We start from the raw sequence: 19388 nt of genomic DNA, 5'->3' as shown, positions 1-19388 counted from the left end.
GTGCGCGCGGGCGCGCCTGCGTTTTTACCTATCCACCGCCGATTCCCTGCAGTACCTTGCCCGTCCCGCCGCAGACGGTGCACGTCTGTCCCTCCACCATGCCGGTGCCGCGGCAGACGCGGCACGTGTCCTCACCGATGCCCGGCGCGTCCGCGGGGCCTTCGTCGCCGGCGTTCGGCGGTGTGGCCGGGTCGGTTGGCGCTGATCGCTTCGTGATCGACATGACTGGCTCCTTTCGCGTTTTCACGCTGTGGCGGCGCGCATCGCGCGTGCCTGTCAGGCGGCACGCCCGACGACGGATCGATCGCACGGTTATCGCGGCGGCGCGGCAAGATCATGGTCAGTCATCCTATAACGTCGACCAATGAAGCGAAAGAAGGCCGTTGAGCGGGCGAAAACCGCGACGCCGATGCGCGATCGGGATCGCGATCCGCTTCCGGAAAACGTTTCGCGAGAAAGGAGGAAAACGGAGAATCCGGTTTCCCGATTCCTCATCAAGCCCTTGATGAAAGCGGTTATACGGGTATGCACCAAGTGAGTTAAACGGTTAACCGACGTACATTCGCTCAACACATCATACGACGTATGACTCGGCGATTGCGGAAATCGTCTCGGCGAAGCCCGAGCGGGCCGCCGGATCGCCGCACAACAACGATCGACCATCCAGGAGACTCACCATGAAGCACCGATTCACCGGCTCCCGTACCGTCCTGGCCGTCGCCTTGATGGCTGGCTTCGCACTGTCTGCGCAGGCGCGCGTGTTCCGCTCGGCGGACGTGCACGGCGACAACTTCCCGACCAACATGGCCGTGAAGTTCATGGGCGACGAACTGTCGAAGCAGACGGGCGGCAAGGATTCGATCAAGGTGTTCGGCAACAGCGCGCTCGGCTCCGAGAAGGACACGGTCGACCAGGTGCGGATCGGCGCGATCGACATGGCGCGCGTGAACGGCGCGTCGTTCAACGAGATCGTGCCGGAATCGCTGATCCCGTCGTTCCCGTTCCTGTTCCGCGACGTCGACCATTTCCGCAAGGCGATGTACGGCCCGGCCGGCCGGAAGATCCTCGATGCGTTCACCGCGAAGGGGATGATCGCGCTGACGTTCTACGAGAGCGGCGCGCGCTCGATCTACGCGAAGCGCCCGGTGCGCTCGCCGGCCGACATGAAGGGGCTGAAGGTGCGCGTGCAACCGTCGGACCTGATGGTCGACGAGATCCGCGCGATGGGCGGCACGCCGACGCCGATGCCGTTCGCCGAGGTATACACGGGCCTGAAGACGGGCCTTGTCGATGCGGCGGAAAACAACCTGCCGTCGTACGAGGAAACCAAGCACTACGAAGTGGCGCCCGATTACTCGGAAACGCAGCACGCGATGACGCCGGAAGTGCTGGTGTTCTCGAAGAAGATCTGGGACACGCTGTCGCCGCAGGAGCAGGCGGCGCTCAGGAAGGCGGCGGCCGATTCGGTGCCGTACTACCAGAAGCTGTGGACCGCGCGCGAGGCGTCCGCGCAGCAACTGGTGACGAAGGGCGGCGCGAAGATCCTGCCGGCCGCGCAAATCGACCGCGCGGCGTTCGTGAAGGCGATGCAGCCGCTGTGGACCAAGTATGAAAAGACGCCGCAGATGAAGCAGATCGTCGACGAGATCGAGGCCACCAAGTGACGCGTCGCACTTCCTTGAATGGCGCCGCGACCGTGGGCTCGCCGGACGCGCCGGCCACCGACGGCGCGCCGCCGTGCCGGCCGCGCGCGGCCGCGCCGCTGCTGCGGTGCGTGAACGACGGGCTGTTCCGCGTGCTCGCCGTGATCGCGTCGGCGTGCCTCGCGGTGCTCACGGTGCTGGTGTTCTATGCGGTCGTGATGCGCTACGTGTTCGAGAACGCACCGGATTTCGTCGAGCCGATCGCGCTGTTGCTCGTGATCGTGATCGCGATGTTCGGCGCCGCGATGAAGGTGCGCGACGGCGGCCACATCGGCCTCGATTCGCTGGTGCGGCGACTGTCGCCGAAGGCGCGCACGGTCGTCGTCGCGATCCAGCACCTGAGCCTGATCGCGTTCGCGATCATGATCATGATCGGCTGCGGCAGCATGGCCGTCGAGACGATGGGCGACCGCATCCCGATCATCGGGCTGCCCGAAGGCGTGCGCTACCTGATCACGATGCCCGCGGCGGTTGCGATCATCTTCTTCTCGCTCGAGCACCTGCTCGCGCTTCGCCGTTCTTCGTCGGGACAATAACGCCATGGAACTCGCGATCCTGTCCGTCAGTTTTCTGATATTCCTCGTGCTGGGCGTGCCCGTGTCGTTCGCGCTCGGCATTGCATGCGTACTGACCTACATGGTCGAAGGCCTGCCGATCGCGACCGCGATGCAGGCGATGATCTCGGGGATGAACGCGTTCTCGTTCCTCGCGGTGCCGTTCTTCATCTTCTCCGGCGAGCTGATGCTGCATGGCGGCATCGCGGACCGGATCCTGCGCTTCGCGCAGGCGACCGTCGGCCACTTCCGCGGCGGCCTCGGGATGGCGAACGTCGTCGCGTGCACGCTGTTCGGCGGCGTGTCGGGCTCGCCGACCGCCGATACGTCTGCGATGGGCGGCGTGGTGATTCCGCTGATGAAGCGCGAAGGCTACAGCGCCGCGTACGCGGTCAACGTGACCACGCACGCATCGCTCGCCGGCGCGCTGATGCCGACGTCGACCAACATGATCATCTACGCGTTCGCCGCGCAGGGCATTACCGGGATGCTGCACGGCCAGCCGGTGAGCGGCGTGTCGATCGGCGACCTGCTGTTCTCGGGACTCCTGCCGGTGTTGTGGGTGATGGGCTTCGTGCTCGCCGCCGCGTACTGGCAGGCCGTGCGTCACGGCTACCCGCGCCGTGAGGACGGCTCGTCCGCGCTGCCGCGGTTTCCCGGCTGGTATGCGGTGCTGCGCAGCTTCGTCGGTGCGGTGCCCGGGCTGATGGTGATCGCGATCATCCTCGTGTGCGTCGCGAAGGGCATCGCCACCGCGACCGAAGCGGCCGCGATCGCCGTCGTGTACTCGCTCGTGCTGACCGCGGTGGTCTACCGCACGCTGACGACCGAGAAGCTGCGCCGCGCGCTGTCGCATGCGGCGCGCACGACGGGCGTCGTGCTGCTGCTGATCGCCGTGTCCAACATGCTGCGCTTCCAGATGTCGTATCTGGAGATCCCGGATGCGATCGAAGGGCTGTTGAAGCAGTCGACCGCGGCGCCGTGGCTGATGCTGCTGTACATCAACATCATCCAGGTGTTCCTCGGCACGTTCGTCGACATGGCCGCGCACATCCTGATCACGACGCCGCTGTTCCTGCCGATCGCGATGGCGTGCGGCGTCGGGCCGGTGCAGTTCGGGATCATGCTGCTGCTGAACTGCTCGCTCGGCCTCGTGCATCCGCCGATCGGGTCGGTGCAGTTCGTCGGTTGCGCGATCGGCAACGTGTCGATCGGCGAAACGACGAAGATGGCGTGGCCGTACTACCTCGCGATCTTCAGCGCGATCAATATCGTCACGTACATGCCGTTCTTCTCGACGTGGCTGCCGAGCCTGATCAGCGGGCACCCGGTATTCTGATTGCACGCTTTGCCCGTCGCGGCGCCGGACGACCGACGGTGTCCGGCGCCGCCGTCGCATGTGCGCGCTTGCCGGCCCGCCGCGAGCCGGCTGCTCAATCCTGCCGTCCATCCGGCTCGACGTGGCGATCGGCCGACCGTTCGTCGCGCCAGTCCGCCAGCGCACGCCACAGCGCCGGGCGCGCATGGTCGCGCGGCGGCAACGGGATCACGCAGGCGACGCCCCGCACGTTGACCACCACGCCCGAGTCGGGCAGCCTGGCCGGGATGCCGGGGGACGAAGGGGCGGCGTCCGGTTCGGACGGGATGCCGCGCTCGGGCGGGTGTCGAAACATCATGCGAAGTCTCCGTGGCGCCGCGAATCGGCGAATCAGTAGCGAACGCGTCCGACCAGACCCAGCGGATCGATCGCGTGCTGGACGGCGCCGGCGAGCTGCCGTTGCGCGGCCGGCACGTGCTTGCGGTAGTACGCGATATTGACCGGCCCGACGCCGTGCTCCGCGCTGAAGCAGCCGCCTGCCTGCACGACGCGGTCGTACAGCGCGCCGCGCAGCGCCATTTGCTGCAGCGGCCCGTAGCGTTGCGCCGCGGTAGGCGGAATCGACACGACGAGATGGCAGCCGCCGTCGCCGAAATGGCCGAACGCATGACAGCGCAGCGCCGGATGCGCGGCGGCGAGCCACCGCTCGGCGTCGGCGACGAATCCGGCCAGCGCGCCGCGCTGGAACGACACGTCGAACGACAGCGGCAGGCCGTCCTGCGCGACCGCGGCCGGCAGCGCGTCGCGAATCCGCCAGAACCGTTCCGCCGGCGCGCACGCCGCGTCGAGCACCAGGCCATCGCCGGCCAGCGCGTCGAGCGTTGCGACCGCGCGTTCCTCGAGCAGCGCATCGAGCCCCGGCATGCCGGTCGCGATCTCGACGAGCGCGTGGCAGGCGGCTTCACCGGGCTCGAACGGCGCGCGCAATGCCGGAAACGCCGCCGCGACGCACCCGACCGCCGCCGCCGACATGAACTCGAACGCCGACAGCATCTCGCCGAATGCGCGTTCGAACGCGAGCAGGCCGGCGAGCGCCGCATCGTACGACGCGAACGCGACGAACGCCGCGCACGACGACCGTTCGAGCGGCGCGAGCGCGAACGACACGGCCGTCACGAGCCCGTTCGCGCCATTCGCGCCGATGAAGCATTGCGCGACGTCGAAGCCCGCGTTGCGCTTGCGCAGCGGCGCGAGCGCGTCGATCACGGTGCCGGCTTCGTCCGCCAGCACGACTTCGACGCCGAGTACGTGACGGCGCACGTCGCCGTACTTGATCAGGCGGCTGCCGCCCGCGTTCGCACCGACGAGGCCGCCGGCCGCCGGATCGCTGCCGAGATCGATGGGCACGCAGAGGCCGGCTTCGCCCGCCACGCGGTTGAGGTCGGACAGCCGCACGCCGGCGTCGACCGTGATGCTGCGATTGGCCGGATCGAACGCGCGAACCGCGCGCATCCGCTCGAACGACACCACGCATTGGGTGCCGCTGCGATCGGGCACGGCCGCGCCGACGAGGCCGCTGCGCGCGCCCTGGGCGACGAGCCCGATCCGGTGCGCGACGGCGACGCGGGCCAGCGCGCGCACGTCGGCGGTCGATGCCGGCCGCGCGACGCCGAGCGGCACGCCGCCGTACTGCATGACGTCGGTCGCATACGGCTCGCATGCCGCGCCTTCGAGCCAGCCGTCGCCGAGCGCCGCGGCGAGCGCGTGCCGTTGCGCGGGGTGTGCCGCGTGTGCGGGCAACGCGTTCATCGTCAGCGTGCCCGCGCGAGCTGCTTGCGCAGCCGGCCGCGCACGACGACCAGCGCGATCAGCGGCACGACGCCGCCCCACAGCGGGCTGTGGCGCATCGCGATCGACACCGCGAGCGCGACGACGGTGACGGCGAGCAGCACGAGCGACAGCGAACGCACCCGCGCATGGTCGACGAACGTGCCGTCGACGAAGCCGCCGTCCGACCACGCGGTATGCACGATGCCGACCACCAGCACGCAGACGAGCATCGCGGCCGGCCCCAGTTCCTCGCCCCACAAACGGCTACCTGTCGGCGACACGAGCGCGAGCACCGCGCCGATCACGAGGAACAGGTCGACGCCGATCGCGATGCTGTTGCGCTGCGCGCGGCGCAGCAGCCACGCGCCGTGCACGAGCGCGAGCACGCCGCCGATCAGGAACGCGTGGGTCCAGCGCAGGTCCGGCTGCTCGGGGCCGAGCCGGCCGTAGAACAGGAACACGATCGCCGGCAGGAAGTTGCTCGCATGCAGCAGGTAGTCGGTTATGGGATGGTTCGATTTCATCGTGTCTCTCCTTCGTCGAAACAGCGTGGCGACGCGTCATGCGTCGTGCCAGCGGAACAGCCGCGCGGCGGCGAACAGGAACAGCGCGGTGCAGGCGGCCATGCCGAGCAGTTGCGGCGCGAGCTGCGCGTACGGCGCACCGTCGACCAGCGCGCCGCGCAGCGCGACGGCGAACTGGTTGGTCGGCAGGAACGCGAGCCCGGCCTTCAGCCACGCGGGCGCGTCGTGCATCGGGATCGTCAGGTCGCTGAAGAACAGCAGCGGGTAATACGTGACGTTGCACGCGAGTTCGGCCGCCGCGAGCGAGCGGGTGCGGCTCGCCAGCAGCACGCCGATGCTCAGCACCATCGCCGCGCCGAGCAGCACGATCGGCAACGCGCGCAGCCCGTCCGGCGTCGCGATCGGCAGTGCGATGCCGAACGCGACGCGCGCGACCGTCAGCAGCACGAGCGCCGACAGCGCCATCATCGCCATCCGCGCGACGATCAGCGCGGCGAGGAATACGCCGCGCGACACCGGGAAGCACACGTATAGCTTGAACGTATTGCGCTCGCGCAGCGCGGCGATCGCGGTGGTCGTCGAATTGAGACCGATCGCCATGAACGCCATCACCAGGATGCCGGTCGCGAAGAACGCGCCATAGTCGAACGGGCGGCGCGCGGGCGCGGCGTTCTCGAAGCGCGCCTGCGCGGCCGGCAGCCCGAGTCGCTGCGCGGCGCAGCGCGCGAGCGCGATCTCGACGACGCGCGACGCGGCCTTCACCGCGAGCGAGCCGTTGAAGTCGTAACGGATCGTCGCCGGCGTGCGTTCGTCCGCGCCGAGCACGACCGTCACGCGATCGGCCGGCGCGCCGCGCCCGCCGAAGGTCGCCTTCACCGTGTCGCTGTGCGACAGGCTGGCGACGATCTGCGCCGTGCACGCCTGGTTGTACGGCGTCGCGCCGCCGGGCACGTCGAACGCGATGTCCGCCGTGCCGAGCGAGCCCGAGCCGCCGAACGCGAACAGCATCACGCTCAGCAGGAACACGGGAAACACGAGCGTCCAGAACAGCGACGAGCGGCTGCGCAGATAGCCGAGCAGCTCGTTGCGCACGAGGATCAGGAATACCTTAGTCATGGGTCGGGCCCTCGGTGCACAGGCGCAGCAGGTCGCCCGGCGTGCTCGGGGCGAGCGCGAGATGCTGGATGCCGCGTTCGCCGACGATCCGGTGCACGTTCGGATGCAGCGTCGCATCGCCGAACGCCTCGACCACATGCGCGGCCGACACGCGTACGCCGGTCACGCCGGGCAGCGCCGCGAGCCGCTTGCGCAGCGCACGCGCATCGCCTTCGTCGCGGCAGTGCAGGACCGCGCGCGCATCGCCGACGAGTTTGGCGCGCAGCGTGTCCCGGTCGCCCTGGTAACGCACGCCGCCGTCGCGCACCCACACGAGATCGTCGACCACGCTCAGCTCTTCCTCGGAATGGCAGATCATCGCGACGCTCGTGCCGCGGGCGCGATGGCGCAGCAGGTCGATCACGACGCCGGCATAGCGGCGGTCGAGGCCCGTGAACGGCTCGTCGAGCACGGCGAGCTCGGGCCGGTGCGCGAGCGCGACGTACAGGTCGACGCGCTGGCGCTGCCCCTTCGACAGCGCGCGGCACGGCTTGTCGAGCAGTTCGGCGATGCCGAGCGCGTCGGTGATCGCCGCATCGGTGTGCGCGTACATCGCGCGGTGCAGCGCGACGATCTCGGATACGCGCAGATGATCGGGATACTCGACCTTCTGCAACTGCGCGCCGAGCCGCCGCAGCGACTGCGAATCGCGCATGAAGCGCTCGGCCGGCACGTCGAGCACGCGCACGTCGCTGCCGCCGCGCCGGAAGCCGAGCAACGTCTCGAGCAGCGTGGTCTTGCCCGAGCCGTTCGGCCCGACGATCGCGGTGATCGCGCCGAGCCGGAACCGCACGTGGCGCGCGGAGAAGCGGAAATCGCCGGCCGCGACGTCGATCGCACGCGCGCCGAGCGCCGCGCCCGGCGCATGCGCGTCGGGCAGCGGCGGCGTGCCCGCGCGCTGCGGCCGGTCGAACGCGGCGGGCGGACCGAACATCGCGCGCACGGACGCAAGAAACGAAATGCTCATCGTCGGCATCCTCAGTCGAACAGCATGACCTGCGTGTCGCGCGCACCCCGGTACGGGTTGCGGCCGTGCGCGACCAGCATGTTGTCGACGACGAGCACGTCGCCGGCCTGCCACGGGAACGCGCATTCCTCGTCGTCGAGCGCGTCGTAGATCGCCACCAGATCATCGAACGGCATTGGCGCGCCGTCGCCGTAGCGGATCTCGTACGGGAACGCGGCGCGCGTGCCGTACATGCGCTGCAGGTAGCGGTAGCTGAGCTCGCCCATCGAACGCGGGTTCGGGTGCTGCGCGCTCGCCTGGTTGAACCACACCGTTTCGCCGGTGCGCGGATGCGTGCGCAGCGCGCTGCCGACATGCGACACGGTCACGCTGCCGTCGTCGAGCCAACGGCAGCCGACGCCGCGTTCCGCGCACAGCCGCTCGACCTCGGCGCGCTCGGTCGTGCCGAACGCGTCGTCCCACGGCCGGTGGTAGGCGGCGAACGGCAGGTTCGGGTTCGCGGCGAGGCCGTCCGCGCGGTCGCCCGGCGCCGCGAAATTGCGCAGGTACATCACGCCGCGCTCGGCGAACCGCGCGCGCAGCGCGGCCGGCACGCGCGCGGTCACGCGCCGCATGTCGCAGATCGGCGTTTCGCCGCCCGCGTCGGCCGGTTGCCGGCAGTAGAACGCGACGAGGCGCGGGAACGCGGGCATGTAGGCCATCTCCTGATGCAGCCCGATCCTGAACGGCGGCGGCATGCGGGTCGATTCGTACACCTGGCCGTCGATCTGCCGGCGCGGGGCGGCGCCGGCCGTATAGCCGTTTGCGTGCGCCGGATACAGCGCGCCGAGGCGGCCGAACGCGGCGGTGTCGGGCACCGCGAAGCCGCGCCACAGCAGCGCGCCGCATGCGTCGAGCAGCGTGTCGATCGTGTCGAGCCGCGAGCGGTACCACGCGACGAACATCTCCGGCGACGTCGCGAGTTCGGCGCTGCGCGGCGTCACGCACAGCGGCAGCGTCGCGCCGGGCGCGACCGGCGCGCACTGCACGTCGTCGGCGCCGAGCCGCACGGCGGCATGCGCGGCGAGGAAGGCGAGATCGGTCATCGCTCAGGCCAGCGCCGGTTTCTTCAGCAGGATTTCGAAGCCGAGCGCGCCGAGCCCCATGCTCGGGCTGTAGATCGACGCAACGGCAGTCAGGCCGGCTTCGGCCACCAGCGCATGCGCTTCGTCGAGCGTGATCTTTTCCTCGACGTGGGTCGGCGGATAGTCGGCGGCCGCGCGCATCTCGGTGAAGCGGTCGAGCAGGTGCTGCGGCGCGTCGCGGCGCATGTCGTGCACGAGCGCGATGCCGCCCGGCTCCAGCACGCGATACATCTCGGTCAGGCTGAGCGCCTTGTCGGGCAGGTGATGCAGCGTCGCGCGGCCGACCGCCATCGTCAGCGTGCCGTCGTCGAACGGCAGCGCGAGCGCGTCGCCGATGCGCATCTCGATCGTGTCGTCGAGCCCGAGCTCGCGGATGCGCGGGCGGCCTTCGTCGAGCATCGCCGGATCGAGGTCGATGCCGACGTAGCGCCAGCCGCGCATCGCCGGATCGGTCGCGAGCCGCACCGGCACGACGCCGGTGGCCGTGCCGATGTCGGCGATCGTGCCGGCCGTCATCCCGCGCGCGAGCTGGCGGATGCGACTGATGAACAGCAGGTCCCACGGTTCGAGCGTTTCGGTGGCGAAGCGATCGTAGTCGTTCGCCGGGCGCAGGTTCTTGAGCAGCATGACGTTCCTTGTGCGAAAGGGTGAGGATTCACAGCCAGCCGACCGGCACGGCGGCCAGCAGCCGTCGCGCGGTCGCGCTGTTGACGCCGAACGCCGGGCGGCGGCGCCGTTCCACTGCATGCGCGGCCATCGCCGCGATGCGTGCGCCGAGCCCGACGCCGACGCCCCACGACGGCGCGGCGACGCCGAGTTCGAGCAGCGTCGCGGCGGTCAGGAAATCGATGTTCGGCCGCAGCGCGCGGCGCGCGTCGGCCTGCGCGCAGCACGCGTCGAACAGCGTCATGTACGCGCCGTCGAAGCCTTCTTCCGAAAATCGGGCACGTAGGTGCGGCGGACGCGGATCGGCGACGAACAGCGGGTGGCCGAAGCCGTACAGCGTGCGTTTCGCATCGAGCGCCGCATCGATCGCCGCGCGCCCGGCCGCGTCGAGCGCAGCGGCCGACGCGCCCGCGCCGCCTGGCGCCGACTGCGCGAGCGCGGCGAGCCACTGCATCGCTTCGAGCGCCGCGCCGACGTGCGACGGCCCGCTCGCGAGGAAGCCGGAGGCGACGGCCTGCGTCAGCGTGACGCCGGTGCCGATCGCGACACGCGGCGCGAGCACGGTCGGCGTGATGTAGCCGAAGCCGGCGTGCCACGCGACGAGCAGCATGTCCATCGCCGCTTGCGCCGGTGCGTCGTGGCGCGTCGCGCCGGTCAGCACGAGCGTGCGTTGCGCGTGCGTCGCGGCGGCATCGAATGCCGCGCTGCCGGCGCCCGTGCCCGCGCCCGCCGCGAACGGCCGGCCCTCGATCGCCGCATGCAGCAGGAACGGCGCGGCGGCCGCGCACAGCAGCATCGTGTCGAGATCGGCATCGTCCGGCGCCGGGCCGTGCACGCGTGCGGTCACGTCGTCGAGGCCGCGCAGCAGGCCGGACGCGGCCGCGAACACCGGCGCGACGCCGGCCGCGCCGAGGTCGGCCGCGACCGACTGCGCGACCGAGCCGGGCGCCAGCGCGTCGGCGAACGCCGCGAGCCGCGCGCCAATCGTCGCCTCGTGCGCGCGATGGTCGGCGCTGCCGGGCGCGACGTCGAACCACAGATGCGCGAGCGCACCTTCGAACGTCGTCGCGCCGATCAGCGCGTTCAGGTCGAGATCGCGCACGCGCAGCGCTTCGGGGTCGAGCGTCGCGCCGTCGATGTCGGTGCCGCGATGACGCGTCGCCGGCCGGCCGAGCAGGTTGCGCGGCGCATCGTCGGTCGCGGCCGTGGTGGCGGAGGTGCGGGAATCGAGCGTCGTGTCCATGTCATTCCACCGCGGCGAGTTCGTCGCTGCTGACGCTGATCGCCGCGTGCGCCATCGCGGCGATCACGGCCGCGTGCTGGTCGACGACGGGCAGCACGTTCGCGAAGTAATAGCGCGCGCTTTTCAGCTTGCCGCGATAGAACGCCCGTTCGGCCGGCGCGTCGGCCGTTTCCGGTGCGTCGAGCCGGCGCGCGGCGATCGTCGCGGATTCGAGCAGCACCCATGCCGACGTGACCACGCCGAACATCTCCAGAAAGCGCGTGTAGAACTGGCTGCTGCGATGCGTGTGGCCGTCCTGCACGTCGCGCGCGATGTCGTCGAGCGCGGCGGCGATGCGGTCGGCGCCCGCGCGCAGCGTATCGAACAGCGGCCGCAGTTCCGCATGCGTGCCGGGTTGATGCTGCTGCGCGAGGAACGCGTCGAGTTCGTCGCGGTAGTACTGGATCAGCCGCGAATGGCGGCCGAAGCCGAGCTTGTCGCGCACGAGATCCTGCGCCTGGATGTAGTTCGTGCCTTCCCAGATCGACAGGATCTTCACGTCGCGCGCGTTCTGCTCGACCGGGCTCGCATCGGTGTAGCCGAGGCCGCCGTGCACCTGGATCGCCGTTTCGCAGATGCGCCACGCCTGGTCGGAGATGAACGCCTTGCAGATCGGCGTCAGCAGCAGTTGCAGCTTGCGATGGCGCTCGATCTCGGCCGGGTCGGCGTCGGGCGTCGCCTCGAGCATCGCCGCGCGCGTCGCGGTCGCCGCGAGCTTGCCGAGCAGGCCGCGGCAGCCGTCGACGCGGCTTTTCATGTCGACCAGCATGCGCTGCACGTCCGCGTGCTCGACGATCGCGACACGCGCCGCGTTCGTGTTCGACGCACGCTCGATCGGCCGACCCTGCAGCCGGCGGCCCGCATACTCGACCGCGTGCAGGTATGCGCTCGACGCGACGCCGACGCCGAACATCCCGGTGCTCATCCGCGCCTGGTTCATCAGCGGCATCAGCTGCAGCAACCCGACGTTGCGGCGGCCGCCGAGCAGCCATCCTTTCGTCGTGCCGTTCGAGCCGAACACGAGATGCGTGTTCGCGCAGCCCTTGAGCCCCATCTTGCGCGGCAGGCCGATGCAGTCGACGTGGTTCGGCTGCAGCTCGCCGGTGGTTTCGTCGGGCCAGAAGCGCGGCACGACGAGGCACGACAGCGAGAACGAATCCGGCGACGCGGTATCGATGCGGCCGAGCACGAAATACAGCGTGTTTTCCGTCAGCTCGTGCATGCCGGCCGAGATATAGACCTTCTCGCCGTCGATCGCGTAGATATCGCGTTCGAGCGGCGTCGCGCGCAGCGCGACCGCGGTCAGGTCGGTGCCGGCCTGCGGTTCGGTCGCGCAGAAGCACGCGTCCCAGCGGTACGCTTCGAGCGGTGCGATCAGCGCTTTCTGGTGCGGCGTGCCGTGCATCTGCAGCAGCTTGACCGCGGGGCGCGTGAAGCCGCCGTACGTCATGAACGACGGATTCGCGCCCATGAACATCTCGTAGATCATCTGCGTGACGATCGGCGGCAGCCCGTGCGCGGTGCCGAACAGCGTGTTCGACCACTCGTCGCGAAAGCGCGCCCACAGCGCGTGGAAATGCGAAGGAATCCGTACCTGTCCGTCGTCGAGCAGCGTGCAACCCTCGACGTCCGCCTGCTGGTAGCTGCGGCCTAGGTCGAGCGCGAAATCGCGTGCGCGTTCGAGCAGCGCATCGATCGATGCGCGATCGTGCGTGCCGTACAGGCCGTGTTCCGCCAGGAACCGCTTGTCGGCCTCGAACAGTTCCCACAGAAAGAAGCGCAGCTCGCGCAGGCTGACCTTGTAGGCGCTCATCATGCGTCTCCTTCGATATCGAGTGCGGCGTCGAGCCCGCCGGCCAGGTCGACGACGGCTGCTGCCGCCGCGCCGTGCAGTGCCGCGTCCCAGACGAGCACCGTGCGGCGTTCGCCTTCGTCGAGCGCGCCCGCGAGCCGGATCAGCGCGGCGGCCGATTCGGCCGACGACAGATGGCCCGACCCGTCGTGCTGGATGCGCGCGGGGACCGGAACCGACGCGGCGTCGGCCACGCGCGCCGCGAAGCCGGGATCGAAGCCGGGCGGCACGCACCAGTCGATCTGGTTCGCACGCAGGTCGGCCTGGTCGAGCGCGCGGCGGATCGCGCGCGCGGCGACCGGCGCGAGCGTGTCGCGCAGCGCGGCCGGCGCATCGGCCCACGGATCGGCGATCGACGGCCCGAATTCGAGCGCGACGGACCGCACGCCGCCCCACGCGGCCGGCTCGGGCGCCGGGCCCGCACGCGACACGAGCAGCGCGGCGGCCGCGTCGCCGTAGCCGACCAGGTCGCCGAACTGGCGGAAGAACGGGTAGAGCCATTTGTCGCTGAGGATCACGAGCGCCTGGTCGCCTTCGTCGCGCAGCAGCCCGTCGAGCAGCATCAGTGCCGAATACCAGCCGAGCGTGCCGTTCTGGCCGAGCGCGAACGGCGTCACGCGCTGCAGCCCGAGTTCGTACTGCATGCGGCCGACGACCGAGTCGCCGATGCCTTCGTTGAGCGCGCAACTGGCGACGATCACGTGCGTCGTGCGGGCCAGCGCGCCGGAGCCGAGCTGGTCGCGCAGGTCGAGCGCCGCATCGGCGGCGAGGTCGGCGAGGCTGCGCCCGGGCGGCGCGATGCGCAGCGCGGGCCGGCCGCCCGGCGCGAGACGCGTGCCTTCGTCGGGCGTCAGCGCGCCCATGCCGCGCGGCCGCGCAAAGCGCGCCTGCGGCAGCAGCAGGTGCCGGTAGCCGGGATGGCGCTCCTGCGCCTGGATCGCACTGAACACGACGGCGGGCGGCAGCACCACGACGCCGCCGGACAGCGCGAGCGTGCCGGGCGCGGCGACGCGCGGCGCGCCGACACGGGTTTCATCGAGCGTCGACAGGGTCATGCGGCGGTCTCCTCGAGGTTCGGGCGCGCGAACGCGTCGCGATACTGCGCTTTCAATGCCGGTCGGTCGATCTTGCCGTTCGGGTTGCGCGGCAACGCCGGCAGCGGTTCGACGACGAGCGGGTTCATGTAGGTGGGCAACGCGTCGCGGCACGCGCGGGCGATGTCGGCGCGGCACGCGTCGGCGTCGAGCGTCGACACGACGCACGCGGCGATCGCCTCGCCGAGCGCCGGGTGCGGGACGCTGAACACGGCCGCCTCGCGGATGTGCGGCAGCGCGAACAGCACGTCCTCGATCTCGGTCGGGCTCACGCGATAGCCGGACGTCTTGATCATGTCGTCGCCGCGCGCGACGAAGTACAGATAGCCGTCCGTGTCGCGCCGCACGATGTCGCCGGACCATACGGCGATGTCCGGGCGCGGGATTTCGCCGTGGCGGCGCGGCAGCGGGCGAAAGCGCTGCGCGGTCAGCTCCGGCCGGTTCCAGTAGCCGAGCGTGACGAACGCGCCGCGATGCACGAGTTCGCCGGGCTCGTCGGCCGCGCATTCGCTGCCGTCCGCGCGCAGCACGAGGATCTCCGCGTTCGGCACGGCCTTGCCGATCGACGTCGGGCGCAGCGCCGCGTCGGCCGGCGGCAGATAGGTCGAGCGGAATGCCTCGGTCAACCCGTACATCAGGTACGGCGAAGCCTGCGTGAACAGCGCCTGCAGGCGGTGCAGCAGCGGCGTCGCGAGATGGCCGCCGGTATTCGCGAAGCGGCGGATCCGCGTGCGCGCGCCGTCGCTCCAGCCAGCCGACGCAAGCTGCATCCACAGCGGCGGCACGCCGGTGATCGACGTGACGCCGAACGCATCGCAATGGCGCGGCACTTCGGCCGGCTGCAGGAAGTCGAGCGGCGTGTAGCAGGCGCCGGACGCGAGCGCGGTCGTCAGCTGGCTCAGGCCCGCGTCGAAGCTGAGCGGCAGCACGCCGAGCACGACGTCGTCTTCGGCGAGCTGCTGGTACGCGGCGACGCTGAACGCGCCCGACACCAGGTTGCGATGCGACACGACGACGCCCTTCGGCTTGCCGGTCGAGCCCGACGTGTAGAGCAGCGCGGCCGGATCGTCGTCGACCGGGCGGCCGGCGGCGGGCAGTGCCGGCGCGTCGGTGGCGGCTGCTTCGATCGCATCGGCCAATTGCTCGATCAGCAACGTGCGTTCGCCGACGAGCGCGGCGAGCGCCGGCAGGCGCTTGAGCCGCTGCGCGCCGGTCACGAACAGCGCGGCGCCGCTGTCGGCGACGATGTGTTCGATCTGCGCTTCCTTCAACTGCGGATTGACCGGCACGAAAATCGCGCCGAGTGCGTTGGCCGCGAGCATCGCGACCACGGTTTCGATGCGCTTCGGTGCGTAGATCGCGACGCGTTCGCCGCGCTGCACGCCGCGCGATGCGAGCGCGGCGGCCCCGCGCCGGACCGCGCGCGCGAGCTGGTCGTAAGTCAGTGTGCCGCCGCCGTCCGCATACGCCGGATGATGCGGCCAGCGCACGGCGCCGTGTTCGAGCACGTCGGCGATGCTGATCAATGCGTTCATGATCGGCTCCTCGGGTTCAGGCCGGCCGCACGTACACGTGCGCGGCTTCGTGGGACAGGAAATGCGCCATCGAGTACGTGCGGTGATACGCGCCGCAGCGCGCGAACACCGCGATGTCGCCGACCTGCGGCGGCGCGCCCGTGTCGTCGCGGCCGATCACGTCCGCACGGCTGCAGGTGCTGCCGACGTAGAGCGTCGGCACGCCACGGGGCGGTGGCGCGGGCGTGCGGCGCACGAGCGACGGCGCGGCCAGGCGGCGCATCATCGTTTCGGTCTGCGCGAGCAGGAACGCCTGCGACAGTCCACCGTCGCAGACCGCGATCGTGCGGTCCTGCCACGTCTTGACCGCGACGACGCGCGTCGCGAACACGCCCGCATCGGCGAAGATCGCACGGCCGGACTCGTGGGCGAGCGAATACTGGCCGGCGAGCGGCGCGAGCGCGGCGGCATAGCGTTCGAACGCGGCATCGCCCGGATGATCGTCGGCGAAACCGCCGCCGAGGCTCAGCGACGCGAGCGGCGCACCGTTGGCCGGCGCGAGATCGCGGGCCAGCGCCGCGAGCAGTTCGGGCAACACGAGCGTGTCCGGCTGCGCCGGGTCCTGGCGGATGAACGAATGCGGGCCGGAGAACACATGCAGCCCCGCGACGGGCAAGCCGGCGCCCGCAAGCGTGCGCACCGCGTCGTGCGCCTCGTTCGGCGTCATCCCGAAGTGGTCGTGCCACAGCGCTCTCGCCTGCTCACCAGCCAGCGCGCCGGCGTTCACGCGCAGCAGCACGGCGGCCGGCGTGCCGCCGCCGGCCGCCGCTTCGCGCGCGAGCGGCACGAAACGCGCGACCGCGTCCGGGTTGTCGAGCACGAAATGGCAGCGCGACGCGAGCCCCGCGCGCATGAACATCTCGTCCATCGACGGATTGTTCAGGTAGCGCGGCGTCTTGATCCGGCCGATCACCGCATCGAGTTCGCCGCGGCTCGCGAGTTCGACGCCGTCCTCGTACGCATGCGCGCAGCGCGCGAGCATGTCCTGGTTCGGGTTCGCCTTCAGCGACACGATCAGCCGCGTGCCGAGCCGCGTCTTCAGCGACCGGTAGCGGGCGATCGCGACCTCGGGCTCGTACACGTAGCACGGCGTGCGCAGATCGGCGATCCATGCGTGATCGGCGGCGGGCGGAAGCGGGCGCTCAGGCGTCATGGCGGCTCACCGGATGGAGCGTGGCGGCCGCATACGCGCCGCAGTTCGACTGCATCACGCCGAGCACGCGCCGGCCGTGCGCGACCGCATCGAGCCCGACGTCGGCCAGGTTGATCGGGAAATCCGAACAGCACGCGTGGCCGCGCGCATGGATGTTGTCCGCGTAGAGCCGCTCGGCCGGCACGCGCATCGCGCGGCACAGCGCGTTCCAGCCGGGCAGGTCGGCGTTGTGCGGCAGCAGCAGGTCGTATGCGTCGAGCGCATGCGGCTCGAGCGCGACCGCCGCGTCGATCGCACGGCGCGTGTACGGCCACTCCATCATGATGAGATCGGCCTCGTTCGCGGCGACGGTGTCGGACCCGCGATGCCATTTCGCATGCGTCTCGATCGCGATGCCGCCGAGCCGGTTCTTCGTGCTGTTGCGCGCGATCAGCATCGCGGCCGCGCCGTCGCACTGCACGCCCGTCATCTGCCGCATCCGGTAATCCTCGCCGTACACGCGGTCGGACGACACGACGAGCGCCGCGTCGAGTTGCGGATGGCGGCGCATCAGCGCGCGCACGGTCTCGATGCCGGCCGCGACCGACACGCAGTTCAGTTGCGCGACGGAGCCGAGCCACAGCGGCTCGATGCCGAAGCGCGCGGCCACTTCGTGCGGCAGGCTGCGCGGCGCGGGCGGCACGCTGAACTGCTGCGTGTGCACGTGCACGATCGCGCCGACGTCGGCCGGATGCACGCGCGCGGTGTCGAGCAGCCGGCCGACCGCCGCGATCGCGAGATCGGTCTCGCTCGTGTCGAGCGCCATGTGGAAATAGCGGCTGCCCGACTGCGCGATCGCGGCCGCGCGCTGCGCCGGGTAGTCGCGCTCGGCGGCCCAGGCCTCGATGTCGACCGGCGGGCCCGGCAGTTCGTAGGCCACCGCGTCGACGCCGATCCAGAAGCCGGCGTCGCGGGACGCGTGGGAGGAGGGCTTCGTCATGTCAGTTGAGCGGCATCGCCGCGTAGTCGAGGACGTCGAGCTTTTCGAAGGTCGCCTGCACGGTCGGCGTGAGCAGGCCCATTTCGCGGATCGTCGGCACGAGGCGCCGGAAGATCGAGCGGCGGATCGAGCTCGACACCGGCGATTCGCGCACCATCGCGCTGCATTCGCGCTTCGACAGCCCCATCGGTTCCCAGATGTCGTCCGCGCACAGATGCTCGTACAGCACGGCCGCGCCTTCGCAGATGAATTCCTCGCGCTCGCGCAGCTCGTGCGAACTCATCTCGGCGTACACGCGGCACAGCGTGATGCGGCCGACCGCGAAGTGACGCGCTTCGTCGCGCTGGATCCGCAGGAACAGGTCCTTGATGAACGGGTCGGTGCTGTACGCGACGACGCTCTGGAATATCGACAGCGCGATGCCCTCGACCAGTACCTGCATCCCGAGGTTCGTCATGTCGAGCGCGCTGCTCGTGATCGTGTCGTGCAGCAGCCCCTTCAGCGAGCGGCTCATCGGGTAGCTGACGTCGAGCTTCTCGTTGACGAGCTTCGCGTATGCCTCGACGTGGCGCGCTTCGTCCATCATCTGCGCGGCCGCGCACAGCCGCGCGCTGAGGCCGCTTTCGGCCGACGCGAGCTTCGATGCGCAGATCAGCGCGGCCTGCTCGCCGTGCAGGATCTGCGACAGCAGCCAGCCCTGCGCGTGGTGGCGCACCTCGCGCTTGTCGGCGTCGGCGAGCTTGCCCCACAGCTCGGTGCCATAGATCAGCAGCGTCGGGTCGGGCATGCCGAGCGGGTTCGCCGGGTCGAGGTCGTGGCGCCAGTCGACGTCGGTCGCGACGTCCCACTGCGCGGCTTTCGCCTTCTCGTACAGCCGGTTCAGCGCCTCTTCGCGCAGCGCGTAGTCGTTCGACATCAGCGCGTCGACGGGCATCGACCAGCGGATATCGGCCGTGTCCTGCATCACGGTAAGCGTGTCATTCATTTCAGGGTCTCCCCGGCCGCGCGGCGGCGCCGGAATGATGGACGGAATCGGTGAACGAGGCGGCGCGCGACGCGCCCGGGTGCGGTTCGAGCCGGATCGCGAATGCCGGCCACGCGCCGCGCAGTTGCGCGTCGAACGCATCGGCGAGCCGCGCGGGCCAGATCGCGCAGCACACGCGGTTGTCGCCGGCGAATTCCGCGTCGCGCAGGATGCGGTCGCCGATCCAGACGACCGGCGCGCCGCGCGCGGCATCGCGCAAGGCTTCGTCGTACAGGTGCACGCCGAGCAGCACGTGCGGCGCGAGCAGTTCGGCCGGCAGCGTGCCGAAATACGGCGCGCAGACTTCGATGAACAGGCGGGCGTCCGCGTGCACGGCATCGCGAATCCGCGCGGTGATTTCCGCGAGGAATGCGAAATACTGCACGTGGTCGAGCAGCACGCGGCGCTCGCCGCCGGCCGCGTCGTACGCATTGCCCGCGTCGTACGCATCGCCGGCCGCTTCCGCGAGCGCGGCGCGTGCGTAGTCGGCTGGCGTGTCGAGCGGCATCCGGTACGCGCTGGCCGCGACCGCGACCGGCCGGCGCGCATCGCGCTCGATCCGGTAGGTGAAGTGAACGGGTCGCACCAT

At 70.4% G+C, this 19388-nt stretch carries 19 protein-coding genes; 3 read left to right on the top strand and 16 right to left on the bottom strand.

All coding sequences use genetic code 11. From position 1 onward, the window contains the following. Positions 1-28: 28 nt before the first annotated feature. The gene (locus CFB81_RS33915) at positions 29-223 is read right to left on the bottom strand and encodes a hypothetical protein (RefSeq protein ID WP_069619824.1); all 195 of its coding nucleotides are present in this window, start codon (positions 221-223) and stop codon (positions 29-31) included. Positions 224-677: 454 nt separating this feature from the next. Between CFB81_RS33915 and CFB81_RS33910 the strand changes: the two genes are divergently transcribed. The 3 genes from CFB81_RS33910 to CFB81_RS33900 are packed head-to-tail and all read left to right on the top strand — an operon-like array spanning position 678 to position 3596. Then, positions 678-1664: a TRAP transporter substrate-binding protein gene (locus tag CFB81_RS33910; RefSeq protein ID WP_089438042.1), complete on the top strand. Its 987-nt coding sequence runs from the start codon at positions 678-680 to the stop codon at positions 1662-1664. Beyond that, complete coding sequence (locus CFB81_RS33905; RefSeq protein WP_089438041.1) at positions 1661-2239, top strand: TRAP transporter small permease; 579 nt, start codon at positions 1661-1663, stop codon at positions 2237-2239. Before CFB81_RS33910 ends, CFB81_RS33905 begins: the two co-directional genes overlap by 4 nt. 4 nt (positions 2240-2243) lie before the next feature. Further along, entirely contained in the window at positions 2244-3596 is a 1353-nt protein-coding gene (locus CFB81_RS33900) for a TRAP transporter large permease (protein ID WP_089438040.1), read from the top strand. Positions 3597-3690: 94 nt separating this feature from the next. On the opposite strand, the gene CFB81_RS33895 is transcribed toward CFB81_RS33900, so the two are convergent. Genes CFB81_RS33895 through CFB81_RS33825 form a run of 15 tightly spaced genes read right to left on the bottom strand, consistent with a single transcriptional unit; the run spans position 3691 to position 19388 of the window. Then, positions 3691-3933 carry a hypothetical protein gene (locus tag CFB81_RS33895; RefSeq protein WP_089438039.1) on the bottom strand — a complete coding sequence of 81 codons (243 nt, stop codon included), beginning with the start codon at positions 3931-3933 and terminating at the stop codon, positions 3691-3693. Between the two features lie 32 nt (positions 3934-3965). Then, complete coding sequence (locus CFB81_RS33890; RefSeq protein WP_089438038.1) at positions 3966-5384, bottom strand: FAD-binding oxidoreductase; 1419 nt, start codon at positions 5382-5384, stop codon at positions 3966-3968. Positions 5385-5386: 2 nt separating this feature from the next. Beyond that, positions 5387-5929 carry a permease gene (locus CFB81_RS33885; protein ID WP_089438037.1) on the bottom strand — a complete coding sequence of 181 codons (543 nt, stop codon included), beginning with the start codon at positions 5927-5929 and terminating at the stop codon, positions 5387-5389. 36 nt (positions 5930-5965) lie between these two features. Continuing rightward, on the bottom strand, positions 5966-7045 hold the full coding sequence (locus tag CFB81_RS33880; RefSeq protein WP_089438036.1) for an ABC transporter permease: 1080 nt from the start codon (positions 7043-7045) through the stop codon (positions 5966-5968). Next, positions 7038-8051 (bottom strand): ATP-binding cassette domain-containing protein, encoded by a 1014-nt coding sequence (locus CFB81_RS33875; protein WP_089438186.1) that lies wholly within the window; start codon positions 8049-8051, stop codon positions 7038-7040. Before CFB81_RS33875 ends, CFB81_RS33880 begins: the two co-directional genes overlap by 8 nt. Positions 8052-8062: 11 nt before the next feature. Next, positions 8063-9136 (bottom strand): TauD/TfdA family dioxygenase, encoded by a 1074-nt coding sequence (locus tag CFB81_RS33870; RefSeq protein ID WP_069619831.1) that lies wholly within the window; start codon positions 9134-9136, stop codon positions 8063-8065. Positions 9137-9139: 3 nt separating this feature from the next. Beyond that, the gene (locus CFB81_RS33865) at positions 9140-9802 is read right to left on the bottom strand and encodes a class I SAM-dependent methyltransferase (protein WP_089438035.1); all 663 of its coding nucleotides are present in this window, start codon (positions 9800-9802) and stop codon (positions 9140-9142) included. Positions 9803-9830: 28 nt separating this feature from the next. Continuing rightward, on the bottom strand, positions 9831-11084 hold the full coding sequence (locus tag CFB81_RS33860) for a citrate/2-methylcitrate synthase (protein ID WP_089438034.1): 1254 nt from the start codon (positions 11082-11084) through the stop codon (positions 9831-9833). Between the two features lies 1 nt (position 11085). Beyond that, a complete protein-coding gene (locus CFB81_RS33855) occupies positions 11086-12936 on the bottom strand; it encodes an acyl-CoA dehydrogenase (protein ID WP_179235001.1) in 1851 nt (616 codons plus the stop codon). Beyond that, a complete protein-coding gene (locus tag CFB81_RS33850; RefSeq protein ID WP_089438032.1) occupies positions 12936-14030 on the bottom strand; it encodes a hypothetical protein in 1095 nt (364 codons plus the stop codon). Before CFB81_RS33850 ends, CFB81_RS33855 begins: the two co-directional genes overlap by 1 nt. Continuing rightward, entirely contained in the window at positions 14027-15604 is a 1578-nt protein-coding gene (locus CFB81_RS33845) for an acyl-CoA ligase (AMP-forming), exosortase A system-associated (RefSeq protein WP_089438031.1), read from the bottom strand. Before CFB81_RS33845 ends, CFB81_RS33850 begins: the two co-directional genes overlap by 4 nt. Before the next feature lie 16 nt (positions 15605-15620). Beyond that, on the bottom strand, positions 15621-16796 hold the full coding sequence (locus tag CFB81_RS33840; RefSeq protein ID WP_089438030.1) for a PLP-dependent decarboxylase: 1176 nt from the start codon (positions 16794-16796) through the stop codon (positions 15621-15623). Then, the gene (locus tag CFB81_RS33835) at positions 16786-17775 is read right to left on the bottom strand and encodes a 3-oxoacyl-ACP synthase (RefSeq protein WP_089438029.1); all 990 of its coding nucleotides are present in this window, start codon (positions 17773-17775) and stop codon (positions 16786-16788) included. The genes CFB81_RS33840 and CFB81_RS33835 overlap by 11 nt, the downstream gene beginning before the upstream one ends. Before the next feature lies 1 nt (position 17776). Next, on the bottom strand, positions 17777-18760 hold the full coding sequence (locus tag CFB81_RS33830; RefSeq protein WP_059579151.1) for a ferritin-like domain-containing protein: 984 nt from the start codon (positions 18758-18760) through the stop codon (positions 17777-17779). Position 18761: 1 nt separating this feature from the next. Beyond that, positions 18762-19388, bottom strand: coding sequence for a hypothetical protein (locus tag CFB81_RS33825; RefSeq protein WP_089438028.1), 627 nt, complete (start codon positions 19386-19388; stop codon positions 18762-18764).

It is taken from the genome of Burkholderia sp. AU28863 (assembly GCF_002223195.1).
In the GTDB taxonomy this organism is placed as follows: Bacteria; Pseudomonadota; Gammaproteobacteria; order Burkholderiales; family Burkholderiaceae; genus Burkholderia; species Burkholderia sola.
Note: the sequence above shows the minus strand (reverse complement) of the source record. Positions and strands in the feature narration are given on the sequence as shown.